The organism is Citrobacter sp. NCU1, assembly GCF_010231475.1.
GTDB lineage: Bacteria > Pseudomonadota > Gammaproteobacteria > Enterobacterales > Enterobacteriaceae > Citrobacter_D.
Genome location: NZ_NRDO01000006.1, coordinates 135,415 through 152,204, shown reverse-complemented (window position 1 = coordinate 152,204; position 16,790 = coordinate 135,415). Strand labels below are relative to the sequence as shown.

The 16,790-nt window shown below is 48.5% G+C and carries 15 protein-coding genes; 6 read left to right on the top strand and 9 right to left on the bottom strand.

Annotation, left to right across the window (positions count from 1 at the left end; all coding sequences use genetic code 11):
- Positions 1–29: 29 nt before the first annotated feature.
- The 9 genes from CJP72_RS03020 to tdcA form a co-directional block, all read right to left on the bottom strand.
- A complete protein-coding gene (locus CJP72_RS03020; RefSeq protein ID WP_162379419.1) occupies positions 30–1,340 on the bottom strand; it encodes an L-cysteine desulfidase family protein in 1,311 nt (436 codons plus the stop codon).
- 27 nt (positions 1,341–1,367) lie between these two features.
- A complete protein-coding gene (locus CJP72_RS03015; RefSeq protein ID WP_162379418.1) occupies positions 1,368–2,699 on the bottom strand; it encodes an amino acid permease in 1,332 nt (443 codons plus the stop codon).
- Positions 2,700–3,008: 309 nt separating this feature from the next.
- Positions 3,009–4,373: an L-serine ammonia-lyase gene (tdcG, locus tag CJP72_RS03010; RefSeq protein WP_162379417.1), complete on the bottom strand. Its 1,365-nt coding sequence runs from the start codon at positions 4,371–4,373 to the stop codon at positions 3,009–3,011.
- Positions 4,374–4,467: 94 nt separating this feature from the next.
- Positions 4,468–4,857, bottom strand: coding sequence for an enamine/imine deaminase (locus tag CJP72_RS03005; RefSeq protein ID WP_162379416.1), 390 nt, complete (start codon positions 4,855–4,857; stop codon positions 4,468–4,470).
- A gap of 13 nt (positions 4,858–4,870) precedes the next feature.
- Complete coding sequence (gene pflB / locus CJP72_RS03000; RefSeq protein ID WP_162379415.1) at positions 4,871–7,165, bottom strand: formate C-acetyltransferase; 2,295 nt, start codon at positions 7,163–7,165, stop codon at positions 4,871–4,873.
- Positions 7,166–7,199: 34 nt separating this feature from the next.
- Entirely contained in the window at positions 7,200–8,408 is a 1,209-nt protein-coding gene (gene tdcD / locus CJP72_RS02995) for a propionate kinase (RefSeq protein ID WP_162379414.1), read from the bottom strand.
- Between the two features lie 26 nt (positions 8,409–8,434).
- Positions 8,435–9,769, bottom strand: coding sequence for a threonine/serine transporter TdcC (tdcC, locus tag CJP72_RS02990; RefSeq protein WP_162379413.1), 1,335 nt, complete (start codon positions 9,767–9,769; stop codon positions 8,435–8,437).
- A 34-nt stretch (positions 9,770–9,803) separates the two neighbouring features.
- Positions 9,804–10,793 carry a bifunctional threonine ammonia-lyase/L-serine ammonia-lyase TdcB gene (gene tdcB / locus CJP72_RS02985; protein WP_162379412.1) on the bottom strand — a complete coding sequence of 330 codons (990 nt, stop codon included), beginning with the start codon at positions 10,791–10,793 and terminating at the stop codon, positions 9,804–9,806.
- Between the two features lie 95 nt (positions 10,794–10,888).
- Positions 10,889–11,827, bottom strand: a complete 939-nt coding sequence (gene tdcA / locus CJP72_RS02980; protein WP_162379411.1) for a transcriptional regulator TdcA — start codon at positions 11,825–11,827, stop codon at positions 10,889–10,891.
- Positions 11,828–12,847: 1,020 nt separating this feature from the next.
- Here tdcA and CJP72_RS02975 point away from each other — a divergent pair.
- From CJP72_RS02975 to CJP72_RS02950, 6 genes are read left to right on the top strand one after another with little or no spacing between them, the layout of a single operon-like run.
- Positions 12,848–13,318 (top strand): PTS system mannose/fructose/N-acetylgalactosamine-transporter subunit IIB, encoded by a 471-nt coding sequence (locus tag CJP72_RS02975; protein ID WP_162379410.1) that lies wholly within the window; start codon positions 12,848–12,850, stop codon positions 13,316–13,318.
- A 5-nt stretch (positions 13,319–13,323) separates the two neighbouring features.
- Positions 13,324–14,103, top strand: a complete 780-nt coding sequence (locus CJP72_RS02970) for a PTS sugar transporter subunit IIC (RefSeq protein WP_162379409.1) — start codon at positions 13,324–13,326, stop codon at positions 14,101–14,103.
- A gap of 1 nt (position 14,104) precedes the next feature.
- Positions 14,105–14,917 (top strand): PTS system mannose/fructose/sorbose family transporter subunit IID, encoded by an 813-nt coding sequence (locus CJP72_RS02965; protein WP_162379408.1) that lies wholly within the window; start codon positions 14,105–14,107, stop codon positions 14,915–14,917.
- On the top strand, positions 14,917–15,354 hold the full coding sequence (locus tag CJP72_RS02960) for a PTS sugar transporter subunit IIA (protein ID WP_162379407.1): 438 nt from the start codon (positions 14,917–14,919) through the stop codon (positions 15,352–15,354). The genes CJP72_RS02965 and CJP72_RS02960 overlap by 1 nt, the downstream gene beginning before the upstream one ends.
- Positions 15,344–16,057: a GntR family transcriptional regulator gene (locus CJP72_RS02955; RefSeq protein ID WP_162379406.1), complete on the top strand. Its 714-nt coding sequence runs from the start codon at positions 15,344–15,346 to the stop codon at positions 16,055–16,057. The genes CJP72_RS02960 and CJP72_RS02955 overlap by 11 nt, the downstream gene beginning before the upstream one ends.
- Positions 16,058–16,060: 3 nt before the next feature.
- Positions 16,061–16,756 (top strand): 6-phosphogluconolactonase, encoded by a 696-nt coding sequence (locus tag CJP72_RS02950; RefSeq protein WP_162379405.1) that lies wholly within the window; start codon positions 16,061–16,063, stop codon positions 16,754–16,756.
- Positions 16,757–16,790 lie beyond the last annotated feature (34 nt).

Sequence of the window (16,790 nt, the reverse complement as noted above, 5' to 3'; positions counted from 1 at the left end):
ACGCAGTAGCGTCTTCTCCGGCCTGACGATTAATGTGCCTTGCTGGCCATGATCTCAATGATCTGCTTGTCCGTTTGCTGCATGGAGCGACACGCCAGCGCACACAGGTTCGAGATAGACTGTTCGACGTTATGCGCCACAATCCCCTCATTACCGGTCACTGCCGTATCATCCAATGCCATTAGGACCGCCTTCCATGCCGACGATGCGCTGGTGGACACTTTCATTGCGCAGCTGTTCGACGCTCCGTCGCAAATCATCCCGCTGACGTCGCCGATCATACTGCCGATCGCCATCGCAATGGTGTTGTAGCGCCCGTCAATCAGCCACGCCATTCCCGCAGCAGCCCCCATCGCCGCCGTGGTCGCCGCACACAGAGCGGACAAACGCGGCAACTGGTAATGGATGTAAATCGCACTCAGATGTGACAGCATCAACGCGCGCGCGAGACGCTCCTCATCGGCGCCAAAATGCTCTGCAACCACCATCACCGGCACCGTCGCGGTAATCCCTTGATTACCCGAGCCAGAGTTACTCATCGCAGGCAACGTTGCTCCCCCCATTCGCGCATCCGACGCCGCACTGGTACGGATCAAAATGGCGGTGGACAGATCATTTGCCAGCAGTCCCCGCGCACACTGTTTCTCCATTGTCGACCCGATATGCAACCCCCAGGAACCGCGCAGGCCTTCCAGAGACAGCGCGCCGTTGAGCTTCGCGGCATCGAGAATAAAACGGATCGATTCAAACGGAACGGCGTTCACAAAGGCTAAAATCTCCTCCAGTGACGTCTCAGAAAGCACGTCCAGCGGCGACCCCTGCTCTTCATGCTGACGGCATTCATCCTGCGTAAACACCACCCCCTTGTTCGTTTCAACACGCACAATGTTGGTATGGCCGCCCACGATCGTCACACATGCCCATCCAGAGGCGCTATAGACTTTAGCCCGTGAAAACAGGATATCCTCGCAAGGCTCCTGCAACATCACCGAGACCTTTCCGGCTGCCAGCAAGTTTTTCGCCCCGGCAATCGCCTCAGCAGAAGCGTCTTTCAGCACTTCAAGACCGGCTAGAGCGTCTCCCCCCAGCGCCCCCAGCGCTGCCGCGACGGGCAGCCCAACCATCCCTGTGCCCGGTACGGTAACCCCCATGCCGTTTTTCATCAGGTTTGGTGAGACCCATGCATCAATGCGTTCGACCTGGCCTTCAAGCTCAGAGACCGCAACCGCCGCCGCCAGGGCCAGTGAAATGGGTTCAGTACATCCCAGCGCCGGTTTGACTTCTTCCTGCACCGCCAGGATAAAACGCTGCCATAATGGATTTACTGTAGTCTCAAACATAACAATGACCTTAAAATTTCATCAATATCAAGAAAATGCCAGGAACGGAGAAACGCACAGCAACAGGCCGGTGAAGATAATCAGATATAACGACGCGCCTTTGTATTTGTGCAATGCAGGAACTTTGTAGACCAGCCACGCCGGGATCAAACATCCCACCATGCCAAAGATTGGGCTACAGATTGAGGTAAAGCTGAGGACGGGCGCATTCAGGACAATTGCGCTCCAGGCCAGTAAGATGGCAAACAGCATAATGCCGCGCTGAACGAGTGTTTCGTTGATCTTCTCGGCCGGCATTTTGCGGCGCAACAGGTTCATCACAATCCCTTGCGTGGCTTCACGAAAGCCCAGATACACCCCGAAGAAAGCCGTCATCACCGCAAAAATGTTCAGAATGACGCTGACCACTTTGACCCAGCCAGCTCCAGCGCCGCTAATAAATTGCGCGGCAATCGCAAGGGCGGAAATATTCTGCTCGTACGCTTTCACCGCTTCATCGTGACCCATCGCCAGAGTGAAAGAGACGGCATAGAAAAAGACCGTGACAAACAGAACCCCGAACGCAATGTTCATGGCGCGCAGCGCCTTATGACGCGCCACCTCGATGGATTTTGAACGTGAACGGTAAGAGATCACCATCGGGCTTAAGGTTTGGATAAACAGAATTGACGTCAGCGTAAAAGGTAACGTGATGATGGCGTTTTTTACCAGTAGGGCCATCGGCGGCAGCGCACCAATGTTATACAGATGCCACATCCCGACCATTGACACCCCCAACGCCGCCACCACTAACAGCTTGGTCAGCACCATGCCGGTAGAGATTTTAAACAAGAGCTTTTCACCGCGCGATGAAATGGCCACCAAAGCACAAATCAGTACCAGGCCATAAAACGGGCTGTCAGAGAGTAAGCCTTCGGTGACGCCGAACGTGTGGAGGTATGACGCGCTGTCATTGGTGATGGCGGTGGAGTACACAAACATCCAGATAACCAACATCACAAAGTAAAGCGCACCTAACAAAATCCCCCAGTTTTTACCCAGATAGCCGCTAATAACGCTGGGGTAGTCTTTGCATTCAGGGGATTCCGCCAGGGTGTTAATAAACAAACGCTGAAACAGATACATGGCCGGGTAGCCAATAATGGAGGAGAGCAAAAAGACCCACAGCCCCATTAATCCCACCTGGACGGGGAGAAAAACGATCCCCGCGCCAATCGCCATGCCAATACTCATAATGACCCAGCCAGTGTCCATGCTGTCGAATTTAATCGCTTCACGCCATTCACTTTCGCTCATTCCAGCCCGGCGCGCTGGAGCCGATACGTCGAGGATGACGCTGTTATTCGTTGCCGTTTCCATAAGGTTCTCGCTTAATGTTCAGGTAGAGGTTTTTTATTTTTTTTCGTTCCGCATCAAGGCGATACGCGGCACGTTTTCTGCAGGCGAGCTTTTGTAATGAAGAAATCATACGCCCAGGGCCAGAGAAAAACTTCACAATAAAACACCTACAATTTCTAAAAGTTAAGAAATATTTTCTATATTAGAAACAAAAAATAATCATACTTTCTCTATTTGAAGGAGATCACAACATAAAATTCTGATGAAATCACAACATAAAAAAAGGCGCACCAGAGTGCGCCTAAAGGGGGAAGAGAAAAAGGGATTCGGTCAGGTACAAACAACTTTAATTGCCAGCCCACCACGTGAGGTTTCACGGTATTTATCGTTCATATCTTTACCGGTCTCATACATCGTCTCGATGACTTTATCGAGAGAAACCCGCGGTTCAGATGTCCGGCGCAACGCCATGCGTGCCGCGTTCACCGCTTTTACCGCATTAATCGCGTTACGTTCAATACACGGAATTTGTACCTGTCCCGCCACCGGATCGCAGGTTAGCCCCAGGTTGTGCTCCATCGCGATTTCCGCCGCAATACAGACCTGCGTCGGACTACCGCCCAGCAATTCCGTGAGCCCTGCCGCCGCCATCGAACAGGCTACGCCAATCTCGCCCTGACAGCCGACTTCCGCCCCGGAGATGGAGGCATTCATCTTATACAACGCGCCGATGGCTCCGGCCGCCAGTAAATAACGGGCAATGGAGTTCGCATTCACCGGTCGACGGAACTTGTCATAATAAGCCAGTACGGCAGGGATAATGCCACATGCCCCGTTCGTTGGCGCAGTCACGACCCGTCCTCCCGCCGCGTTCTCTTCACTGACGGCTAAGGCGAACATGTTGATCCAGTCGATAACATTCATCGGATCGCTCGACAGGCTGTCACTGGAGACCAGTAACCGACGCAGCGCAACCGCACGACGCGGCACATTAAGCGGCCCTGGCAGCACGCCCTCGGTATTCATGCCCCGTACTATCCCGGCATGCATGACCTCCCAGATACGCGCAAATCCCGCATCCACGTCATCTTTACTGCGCATTGCCAGCTCATTTTGCATCATCAAGCCGGAGATGGAGAGGCCATTTCTTTCACACAGTTTCAGAAGTTCGCTGGCTGAGCGAAAGCCATAAGGCACTGACGTTTCAACATCATGCGCCTGACCAAAACGCTCCTCGTCGACGATAAAGCCACCGCCAATAGAGTAATAGGTTTTACTTAACAGTTTTTCCTGCCCGTTCCACGCCGTAATGCGCATCCCATTCTCATGGCGTGGGAGCGTTTCTTCGTGAAAGAGAATACTGTTAGCGACGGGAAAATCGACCACATGAGCGCCTTGTGCCACCGGCAGGCGTCCGGTACGGGTGACTTCCTGAATAAATGCAGGAATACCATCAATATCAACATCCTGTGGACTATTTCCAGCCAGCCCCATCATAATGGCGACATCGGTCGCATGCCCTTTTCCGGTCAGCGATAACGATCCATACAGATCGACCACCATACGCGTTGTCTGTAGCAGTGCCCCAGAACGGGTCAGTTGATCAATAAAACATTTTCCAGCATTCATTGGCCCTACGGTATGCGAGCTGGAAGGTCCAATGCCAATCTTAAAAATTTCGAATGCGCTAATCATATCCACACCCTCGGATTGCCGTTCAGTGAAGACCAGGTTTCACACTCATTATTGGGATCGGGGCGATCCTAACGATCGCCCCGCAGGGGATGACTTACGCGCTGCGCACCGCGATGGCTTCAATCTCCAGTTTCACGTCCTTCGGCAGACGGGCCACCTGAACGCAACTGCGTGCGGGGTAGATAGCCTGATGTTCGTCAAAGAACTGCTGGTAAACCTGATTGATAGTGGCAAAGTCATTCATATCAGTAATGAAGACAGTTGTTTTCACGATACTGCCGACCTCTAACCCGGCGGCAACCACGATTGCCTTCACGTTCTCAAGGCTCTGACGCGCCTGATCGGCGACGTTTTCCGCGACTGCACCCGTTTGTGGGCAAACCGGGATCTGACCCGACGTCAGCACCATACTGCCTAAATCAACGCCCTGTACGTAAGGACCGATGGCCCCCGGTGCACGTTGGGTCTCAATACTCTTTCTCATATCGCCTCCGGCGTTAAATCGCCTGGGTGAAAGTACGCGAAATGACATCCTGTTGCTGCTCTCGGGTCAGCGCGTTGAAGCGCACAGCATAACCAGAGACACGGATTGTCAGGTTTGGATAGTTTTCCGGATTCTCAATAGCATCCAGCAGCATTTCACGGTTCATCACGTTCACGTTCAGGTGCTGCCCACCTTCGACATGCGCTTCATGATGGAAGTAACCGTCCAACAGACCCACCAGATTGGTTTTGCGCACACCGTCATCTTTACCCAGCGCCGCTGGCACAATGGAGAAGGTGTACGAAATACCGTCTTTGGCGTAGGTGAACGGCAGTTTTGCCACCGATGTCAGCGACGCGACTGCCCCTTTACGGTCACGGCCATGCATCGGGTTAGCCCCTGGCGCGAACGGCGTACCGGCGCGGCGACCATCCGGGGTGTTCCCGGTTTTCTGGCCATACACCACGTTAGAGGTAATGGTCAGAATCGACTGCGTCGGCACGGCATTACGGTAGGTTGGCAACACTTTAATTTTCTTCATAAAGCGTTCAACCAGATCGCAGGCAATGCTGTCTACGCGTTCGTCGTTATTCCCGTACTGCGGGTAGTCGCCTTCAATTTCAAAGTCGACAGCCAGCCCGTTTTCATCACGAATCGGTTTCACTCGTGCATACTTGATGGCAGAGAGGGAATCCGCCGCGACGGACAAGCCCGCCATCCCGCACGCCATCGTCCGATAAACATCACGATCGTGCAGCGCCATCAGCGAAGCTTCGTAGCTGTATTTGTCATGCATGTAGTGGATGATATTCAGGGCGCTGATGTACTGTACCGCCAGCCAGTCCATAAAGTGGTCCAGGCTCTCCATCACCGTGTCGTAATCCAGCACGTCATCCATCAATGGCGCCGTTTTCGGCCCAACCTGGATTTTCAGCTTCTCATCCACACCACCGTTGATTGCGTACAGCAGCGTTTTCGCGAGGTTGGCGCGTGCGCCAAAGAACTGCATCTGCTTGCCGATCACCATCGGGCTCACGCAGCAGGCAATGGCATAATCGTCGCTGTCGAAGTCAGCACGCATCAGATCGTCGTTTTCATACTGCAACGATGAGGTGACGATTGAGACTTGCGCAGCATACTTTTTAAACGCAATCGGCAGCGCTTCCGACCACAACACGGTCAGGTTTGGTTCTGGCGCTGGCCCCATAGTGTGCAGCGTATGTAGGTAACGGTAGGAGTTTTTGGTCACCAGCGTACGACCGTCCAGCCCCATCCCGCCGATCACTTCGGTCGCCCAGATAGGGTCGCCGGAGAACAGCGTGTCGAATTCCGGCGTACGCAGGAAGCGCACCATACGGATCTTCATGATGAAGTGGTCGATCAGTTCCTGCGCCTGCTGCTCTGTTAAGACCCCGGCCTTAAAGTCGCGTTCGATGTAGATATCAAGGAACGACGCGGTACGGCCCAGAGACATGGCACCGCCGTTCTGCGATTTCACCGCAGCCAGATAGGCGAAGTAAACCCACTGTACGGCTTCCTGCGCATTACGCGCCGGACGGGAGATATCGCAACCGTATTTCGCGGCCATTTCCTGCATTTGCAGCAGCGCACGACGGTGTTCCGAGAGTTCCTCACGCAGGCGAATAGTCGCCTCAAGATTCTGCCCCCACTCCAGATTTGACTGGAGATCGGCAAATTGTTGTTCACGCTCACGCACCAGATAGCGAATACCGTACAGCGCGACGCGGCGGTAATCGCCAATGATGCGACCACGGCCATAGCCGTCTGGCAGACCGGTCAATACGCCAGACTTACGGCAGCGCAGCATATCCGGGGAATAGGCGTCAAACACGCCCTGGTTATGTGTCTTTCGCAGTTCCGTAAATTGATATTCGAAGTCGGCATCCATCTCGCGACCATAAGCGTCGAACGAGCTTTTGATCATATTGATGCCGCCAAACGGGTGCAGGGCGCGCTTCAGCGGTTTATCCGTTTGCAGACCGACGATCTTTTCCAGCTCTTGTTCAATATATCCCGCATCATGCGCGGTGATCGTTGTCGCGATATTGGTATCGAAATCAACCGGGGCATGGGTTGCGTTTTCAATACGAATTCCCGCCATGACTTTTTCCCACAATGCTGTGGTTGCCGGGGTTGCTTCTGCAAGGAAAGATTCATCCCCTTCATATGGCGTATAGTTGTGCTGAATAAAATCACGGACATTAATTTCTTCTTTCCAGTCCGTACCTTTAAAGCCTTGCCAGGCGTCGGCATACAGCATATCGCTGGTATCGATATTTACCTTCATGAAAAATAATCTCTCTACAGAACAACAAAATAAGTTATGCAAATTCCACAGTGGCGTTAACTTTGCCTAAATGAATCGCATCGAGTGCAATCATTTTTTCTTCATTCGTGGGAATGACGGCGCAAATAACACGAGCCTCTTTGCCTGAGATAATTCTTTCGCCATGGGAATTAGGCAGACTGTTCATATCGCTGTCTACACTCACGCCCAGTACGGCCAGATGTTCAATCACCAGGCGGCGAATTAATACGGAGTTCTCACCGATGCCGCCAGTGAAAATAATGCCGTCCAGACGATGCAACGACGCCGCGTGACCAGCAATATGTCGTGCAATGCGATGCACAAACGTTTTGATCGCCAGTTGTGCGCGTTCATGACCTTCGTGCCAGGCTTTTTCCAGCACGCGTAAATCAGAAGACAGACCTGAAATTCCCAGTAAGCCAGACTCTTTGTTAACCACGCGCTCAAGGTCACCCAGCGTCTGGTTGGTTTCGCTGGCTACCCACGCCATGGCACCAAAGTCTACGTCGCCACTGCGCGTGCCCATCATCAGCCCTTCCAGCGGCGTCATCCCCATTGAGGTATCGACGCTCTGTCCGTTGCGAACCGCACAGATTGACGCGCCATTGCCGAGATGAGCGACGACCAGACCGGAATCTTGTTCCTGAAGTTCGAGGAGATCGTGCGCACGTTGTGAAACGTAGCGATGCGATGTGCCATGAAATCCATAGCGGCGCACACCCAGCTCTTCAAAATATTTCCACGGTAAACCGTACAGGTAAGCTTCAGGTGCCAGCGTTTGATGGAAGCTGGTATCAAAAACGGCCACCTGTTGAACACCAGGGAAAAGCTGCTTTGCCGATTCAATTCCGCTTAAATTCGCGTAATTGTGTAATGGCGCTAAAGGAGAAACCCGGCGAATATTTTCAATAACGTCATCAGTAATAATGGCCGATTCAGTAAAGATATTTCCGCCGTGGGCGATACGGTGGCCAATTAAGGCCACGCTATCGATTAAATTACGTTTTTCCAGTTCAACGGCTATCGCCTGAAATGCACCTTCGTAGCTGTGGTGAGCCAGCTTCGCTGGCTCTCCTCCATTCACAACCAAAAAAGCATTTTCAGAATTAATACCGTCCGCAATACCCGACATCAAAACATCACAATGGGTTGCATCCAGCACTGAAAACTTAATTGAAGATGATCCACAGTTAATAACCAGAACTACCGGGAATTCATTCATTTCACTACTCATCCTGCGTTTAAGGATTAAAACAGTTTGTACACGATGTTCAGAATGGTCAGCAGACCAATAGCGGTAACAAACACGTTATCCAGACGACCACGGTACTTCGCCAGCGACGGCGCTTTACGGATGGCGTACATCGGCAGCAAGCAGAGCAGCGATGCAATGATCGGCGCACCCATGGCTTCAATCAGGTCCAGAATGTTCGGGTTGGCGTATGCCACAACCCAGGTGGAGCCCATGATGAAGATCATGCTGATGGTGTTAAGTTTGCCGGAGGAAACTTTAGTTTTATCGCCTTTATAACCGAACTTCAGCACCAGACCGTTCAGACCTTCCAGCGTTCCCAGATAGTGACCGAAGAACGATTTGAAGATGGCGACCAGTGCGATAATAGAAGCACCGTATTCCAGAACCGTCGCAAAAGTCGATTTAGTACCAGACAGTGAAGCAAAGTGGTTTGCCAGGTAAGAAAGCACTGGAATGTTCTGTGCTTTAGCATCTGCCATGTTTGCCGGAGAGAGCGTGAACAGGCAGCTGAAGGCGAAGAACATCACGACTGCCACCATCAACACGCTGGCGCGAGAGATGATCTGTGAACATTTACGCTCAGTGAACTCGCGACCAAAGTCTTTCTCATACTCTTCACGTTTGGACACCACGAAAGAAGAGACGATAGGTGAGAAGTTGAAAGAGAACACCATGATGGAGATACCCAGCCATACGGTAACCAGAATACCGTCATGCCCGGTCAACGCGATATTACTGAGATCCACCTGCTCAACGACTGCGGAGTTCCAGTAAGGGATTAGCGACAGGGAGATCAGCACCAGGCTGGCAATGAACGGCCATACCAGGTAGCTCATCACTTTAACCATCAGATCCTTACCGAACCAGATGACAAATGCCATCAGCAGCAACAGGAACAGTGCCACGAAGCCACGGTTAAGCGCAGGCATCTGCAACTGGTTTTCCCAGAAGGTCATAAAGGTGTTGGTTATGGTGACACCATAAATCCACAGCAGTGGACAAATCGCAAAGAAGTAGAGGAACGTGATAACCACGCCACCTGTTTTACCAAAATGCTCTTCAACCGTTTCTGTGATGTTACCGGAAGGATTAGAACCGGAAAGACACAGGCGTGCCAGTGCACGGTGGCAATAGAACGCGATGGGGTACGCTAACACCAGCATCAACAGAATGGGGATCAGTCCGCCAAAACCTGCGCGGATGGGGAAGAACAACACCCCAGCGCCGATGGCAGTACCAAATAAACCCAGTGTCCAGGTGGTGTCTGATTTGCGCCAGGACGACTCTTTTGTCTGGCTGGATACAATGCTGCTATCAGTAGTACTCATATCCTATCCTCAACGAAATAATGAATAGCTGGGATTAAGCGTCAACTAAACCCGTAATTTGTGAAACGCGGGAGAGATCGATATTTCCGCCAGAAATAATGCTGACTGTTTTTCTGTTCTGGATATAACCATCTAATTTCCCACTTAATAATGCAGCACATGCCAGCGCGCCAGCCCCTTCGGTGACAACTTTATTACGCTGAATTAATGCAATCATGCTGTTTCGAATTTCGTCTTCGCTCACCAGGACAATGTCGTCTACTAATTCACGAACGATTTCGTAAGTTAAATTACCCGGGCGGGAGACATCACAACCATCCGCCAGGGTGCCGGTCGTTCGGTGCATGGTTATTTCACCGGCATGATAAGATGCCGCCATACCGTGTACATTTTCAGACTGTACACCAATAATTTTAATGGTCGGGTTGATAGATTTAATCGCAATAGCAATACCTGCGATTAAGCCGCCGCCGCCAATGGGCACAATCACGTTATCGACATCATATAAATCTTCCATGATTTCCAGGCCAATTGTACCCTGACCGGCAATCACTTTCGGATCATCATAAGGAGGAATAAAAATACGCCCTTCGGTTTCAACAATTTCACTGACTTTGGCAATCGTGTCATTGAAGTTGTCACCGTGCAGGATCACTTCTGCAGAATAATCACAGGTGGCTGCTACTTTAGACTTCGGCGCGCCCTTAGGCATGACAACCTTCCCGTCAATACCGAGCATAGCGCAGGAGAGCGAAACCCCTTGCGCGTGATTACCCGCAGAACAGGCCACAACACCTTTGCGTCTTTCAGCTTCCGTTAAAGAGCTGAGCTTATTAAATGCGCCACGGATTTTAAATGATCCGGTACGTTGCATATTTTCAAATTTCAGGAATATTTCACCTTTGCAACGCTCACTAAAATAGTTGGAGCGAGGCATTCCCGTTTTATAAATTTTGCCCGCAAGTCTTTTTTTCGCTTCGATGACATCTTCAATAGCAACCGGGAGATCGTATGTAATGTGCATGAAAACCTCTTACCTGGGTATTAAAGTAATATGAATAGCTGTTACCATTGTCTGATATTCAGACAAATGGTATCGATTGTGTATTAAAACTAAGTTCAGTGAATTTCAATTAATTGCTTTCGTCTGCAACCATTATATGATGAGTATTCTTTGGCTAATTCAACCAAAACCGATGCTGCCTTTTTAATTCGATAATTCTTAGACCATACCGCAGCATAACGCGCAACCGGCAAAGTCTCCTCTACTGGAATAGTAGTAAACTGATTTGAACCAAAAGGTGTGGTCATGTCGCAGGGAATGACGGTCAGGAAATCAGCATTGAGAACAAGATTGTAAATGGTAACAACAGAATCTGTTTTAACGATGTTTTCACTGTTAATACCATTTCTTTGTAATGTGGTGAGGAGTTCGCTGTAGTAACCCATATTCGTTTGCGGCAACACCCACTGTTCGTTCTTCAACGATTCCAGCGTAGTGGTGCCGGTGCATGTTCGGGACTTGCTGGCGACCAACACAAACTCGGACTCAAAGAGCGGTTCCACATGCAGATCTTGCAGTTTCATCTCATCACTCAACGTACCGATAGCGAAGTCCAGTCGGCCATCACGAATCGCAGGTAGAAAAGAGGAAAGCTGCGCTTCGTACATAGAAACCTGCGCTTTCGGAAACACCTCTTTAAACTTGTGAATCATGTCTGACATGAAAGTAAAACCAATCAGTGAAGGGAAACCAAACGAAACGTCGACGACCGTATTGCAGGTCATACTGTTCATCTCATTCACCATGTTTTTCATTTCACGGGTAATAGTTTCAGACCAGGACAACAAAACCTGACCCGCACTCGTTAATGTGACACCCGTATTTTTACGAACAACTAATTCAACACCAAAATAGGCTTCAACATCACTGACAATTTTGCTGACGGCGGGTTGAGTTAATCCTAATTCTTTTGCAGCCGAACCGATAGAACCGCTTCTAATGACTTCCTGGAAGACCACTAAATGCTGTGTTTTTGGGAGAAGAATATTATTCATTTCGGCCTGCACTAATTACTTTATTGACGGCAGGAAGTGTACCAAATAAAAGTTATGTGGTTATGTGCGACCACTCACAAATTACCTTACCTTACCTTTAACAGGCCTGTATTTTTAAAAATAAACACTTATAAATCATATGCTTATAAATAACTTCAGTGACTTAACCAGGACATTCATCAAGAAAAACCGCAGGGGATAACAATATTTTATGGCTATAACATCGGTGTTTTATCAGTTATTTTCAAAAGACCGTATAGACGATAATTCAAGCAATTACAGTGTAATTAACACACAAACTTACATTTAAATTTATAAAGTAACTTATCAAATATCTGTATAAACATGACAAAATTGCCATTAAAAACTGTTGCACATCACATTTTTTTGCCTTATTTGTTTGTAAATAAATATGATAATTATCATTTACTAAACTATTTAGCTATTTCTATTATCATTTCAAACAATATTTTAACACTATGTTTGTCAGTTTTTTTAGCGAGTAATTTTGTGATTTTGATCATCAGCATTTCTTTTGTCTGGCATAAATACTCACAGACAGGGTTTTGTGTTAGTCATCACAAAACAAGAAATCTCTCCGGATGAAAGCTGCCCGAGTTATTTCAAATATGCCGATTTATTACTCAGTCTTCCCCCGTTTATTACGCCCGGAGAGTGCGATATTTACACCATCAACTAGTACATTATCTGCTTAAAATGCCCTGTCGGACACAATGCAGCCTTCCAGCGATAAGCCCATCCCGCCCTCCGACTCTTTCTTGCGCCTCAGGGAGACTCAAAAAGAGTAGCCAGCGAAATACTATTCAATATGATCACGCACTCTCAGTCTCGCGACACCCCGCCACAGATGCTTTAAGCGCTCCCCCTTTTCGTCTAAAAGAAATTTTCATTTCGTTCTTTTTTGACTGCTGTCTCATTTTTTACTCTGAACTATGGTTGACAATCGAACTTGTCCGGACATCCGGACAAATAACCACCCAACGGTCTGGAGAATGAACCATGGTGAATATCGTGCACACCCGCTTAGATGACCGCTACATTCACGGTCAGGTTGCGACAGGATGGATTCCGCATACACAGTCAAATCTGGTTGTTATCTGCAATGACGCTGTAGCCGAAGATGAAATGAGAAAACAGTTGATATCCATTGCCGCGCCAGAGGGGGTTGGGGTTCGCTATTTTTCAGTCCAGAAAACGATTGATGTCATTCACCAGGCATCGCAAAAACAACACATTCTGCTGCTGGCTGATAACCCACTGGATGCGTTAAAACTGGTTGAAAACGGGGTGCCGATCAAAGAGATCAACCTGGGAAATCGCGCTTATTCCACTGAACACAACATTAAAGTTTACAAGTCCTATCACGTAAACCCTGAAGAAAAAGCGGCTCTGGACACATTAGCCAGCAAGGGAATTAATGTGTATTACGCTTTGACGCCTAATGACAGCAAACAAGCCTATAAAGGGTAAATTTCATGGAATTAACAACAGTTTTGCTCATTGCGCTTGTTGCCGCATTTACCGGTGCGGATTCGTTTGCAGAGCAGTTTCAAACCTATCGTCCGGTCGTTGTTGGTTTTTTGGTTGGTCTTGTGCTGGGTGACGTCAAAACAGGTTTGATGGTCGGTGCGATTCTGGAGCTGGTCTTTCTGGGTCAGACCGCAGCATTTGGCGGCGCTCAGCCACCTAACATGGTGATAGGTACCGTTATTGGCGTAACGTTCACTATTGTGAGTGGACTTGATCCAAAGGTCTCTGTCGCTTTGGCGGTGCCATTTGCCATCCTGATGCAGGCGATCATGACCGCTTTTTGTACTTTCCTTGCGGTGTACATGCATAAAAACGATCGCTATATCGAAACCATGAATTTCTCTGGTTTTGCCCGAACTCAATGGACGGGTCTTAGCCTCGCCTTCATCTTGTACTTTGTTGTCGCTTTTATTCCGATTTACTTTGGCGCCGAACAAGCCTCCGGTTTCATCAAATCGTTACCAGAATTTGTCATCCACGGTCTGGCCGTCGCTGGCGGGATCTTACCTGCCGTTGGTTTCGCCATGCTGCTTAAAATGATGTGGCAACGCCAGCATATCCTGTTTCTTATTGCCGGTTTCGCCGCAGTGAGTTACCTAAAGATGCCTATCCTCGCGCTGGCTATCTTTGGGGGTTGTTTCGCCGCTTACGATTTCTTTTCTAATCAATATCGTCAGCAGACTATGCCTAAAACGACACCAGAAACTGAAGAAGAAGGGATCTAAGATGAGCGATTTTATCGACCAAACTGAAGCGCCTGAGTTAACCAAAGCAGACTTAAATAAGGTGTGCTGGCGCTCAATGTTATTGAATACCAGTTTCAACTATGAACGTATGCAGGCCGGCGGTGTGATTTACTCAATGCTGCCTGCACTGAAGAAGATCCATTCCAATCCTGACGATCTTACAAAGTCGTTGAATTTGCACAGTGAGTTTTTCAACACCAACACCTTTGTACCCACCTTTGCGTTTGGCCTGGCGTTGGCCGCCGAACGTAAGAAAGCAGCACCTGATGTTATCCGCAGCATTAAAATCAGCGCGATGGCGCCAATGGCGGGTTTAGGCGACTCCTTGTTGTGGGCGACGGCGATTCCCATCATTGCCGGTATTGCCGCGAGCCTGGCAAGTCACGGTAACGTGTTCGCTCCGTTCTTTTATCTGATCAGCTTCTTCGTGATTCAGTTTTCGATCCGTTTTGGCCTGATGCATTTTGCCTATAGAAATGGCACGAAGGCCTTTGCCAATATCAAAACAGTTTCCGCACAGCTTTCACGTACCGCCACCATTCTTGGGATGACAGTGATAGGCGGTCTGATGGCCTCCTATATTTCGATATCGACACCGCTAACACTCGATGCCGGGGACATGGTGGTTAAACTGCAAAGCGATCTGCTGGACGCCGTGATGCCTAACTTACTGCCTGCACTGGTCGCCATCACAGTCTTCTATGCGGTTAAGGTCAAAAAAGTCAAACCACTGGTCATGATCGGCGCCATCACGGCACTTTCAATCGCTGGCGCAGCGATGGGGATTGTGTAATGAACGTTGTCGTGATCATAAGCGGCCACGGAGAATTCTCTCAAGGCTTACAGAGTCTGATTAAGGGCGTATTAGGCGATGTCGACAATCTTTATGCCGTTCCCTACGCCTACGATATGTCTTCAGCCGTGTTCAGGGAACAACTGGAATGTCTGGTGACATCTCAGGAACCAAACTCTGCATTTTTAGTACTCACAGACATGAAAGGTGGAACCCCATTTAATAAGTCAGTAGAGTTAAAACTAAAAGGTTATGACATTGAGGTTCTGACCGGTACAAATTTCAATATGGTGGTGGCCGCTATCGAGGTCAGAAATGACATCGATACCATGTCCGAGCTTGTTGAAATAGTGTTAGAGCAGGGGAAAGAATCAATATCTGCGTTTGTTATAGAAGATACGCCGATATCCTTTGAGGAAGAAGACGATGGAATCTAAGCATTTATTACCGAAGTATCTGCAAATTTCCGAACTGATTTTAGAAGAAATTCGCGGTTTACAGGAAGGTGATAAATTAACTTCAGAATTGACGTTAAAAGAGAAATATCAATGCAGCCGCTCAACCATACGTAGTGCTATCGCCTACCTGATTGAGCGTGGCTACCTCGTATCGAAACAGGGTATTGGTAATATTGTGACCATTCCGATGCTCCGCGAGGAAGTTGAGCCTGAATTAAGTTTTACTCAGGATGTCGATAAAAAAGGCCTGAAGCATAAAACCATTATTGAGAAAGTTGATTTTCTAAAGTCTGCATTTGTCGCAAATATTTTTGGCGTTGCCGCAGATGAATGTTTTGCAGTCATATCCCGTCGTCGCTATGTCAACGACTCTCTGGCTGTTCTTGAAGATACTTATCTTCTGCAATCAACATTTAACTTACTTAATATTGAACATGTTGAACAGGTTGGCCTGTATCGGGCTCTGGACGATATTGGTAAGAGTGGCGAAATGAGCATTAAAGAAAAGCTTACGCCCATTATTCTCAATGAAGAACAATGCAAAATTTTTGAGGTGACTGAACCCACTCCCATGATGAGCGTTATTCGCATCGGTTCAAATGAGAATGGCGTATTTGAATACACCGTCTCAATCACTGATTCAGGTATTCTTGAATTTACCAGAAATATGAAAAGAGGTTAACTGATGCAATTAGTTAAATTAACGACCCAGGAAGATGTTGCAGCCCATGTAGCACAACAAATTGCCGACACTATCGCGAAAAAAGAAGATGCTTCATTTATTCTTGCTTCAGGTGGAACACCGACTAAAGCATTTGATATGGTACCATCAATGCTGTCCAGCCCAGCCAGTCACGCAAAGATCATTAAGTTAGATGAATGGGTAGGTCTGAGTAAAACGGATAAAGACTCGTGTGAGCACTATTTAATTGAACATGTTGTTAAGCCATGGGGTGTTCAACCAGAAAACTACATCGCGTTCGATGGTGGTGAATTGCCAGAATCCGAAGTAGAACGTATTCAGGATGTGATGAACACCATAAAGAATCCTGATTTGTGTATTATTGGTCTGGGTATGAATGGGCATATCGGTTTTATCGAGCCAAACGACGGTTTGCCCGTCAACGTCAGTAAAGTGACGCTGCATTCGGCGTCAAAAGCACATCCGATGGTATCAGGGAAGAATGATATTGAATTCGGTATCTCATTAGGATTGCAGGAAATTATGTCCGCCAAAAAAGTCATTTTGATGGTAACTGGCGAGCATAAAAAAGAGATCTTTGGTCAGCTTCTCAAAAGTAGCATAACGACATCTCTACCCGCTTCTCTGGTGAAAATACATCCTAATGCTGAAATAGTGTATTCCGAAGATGTGATTTGATTTCAGCTTCGCTGGTTTATAGCGTTGTGGACAG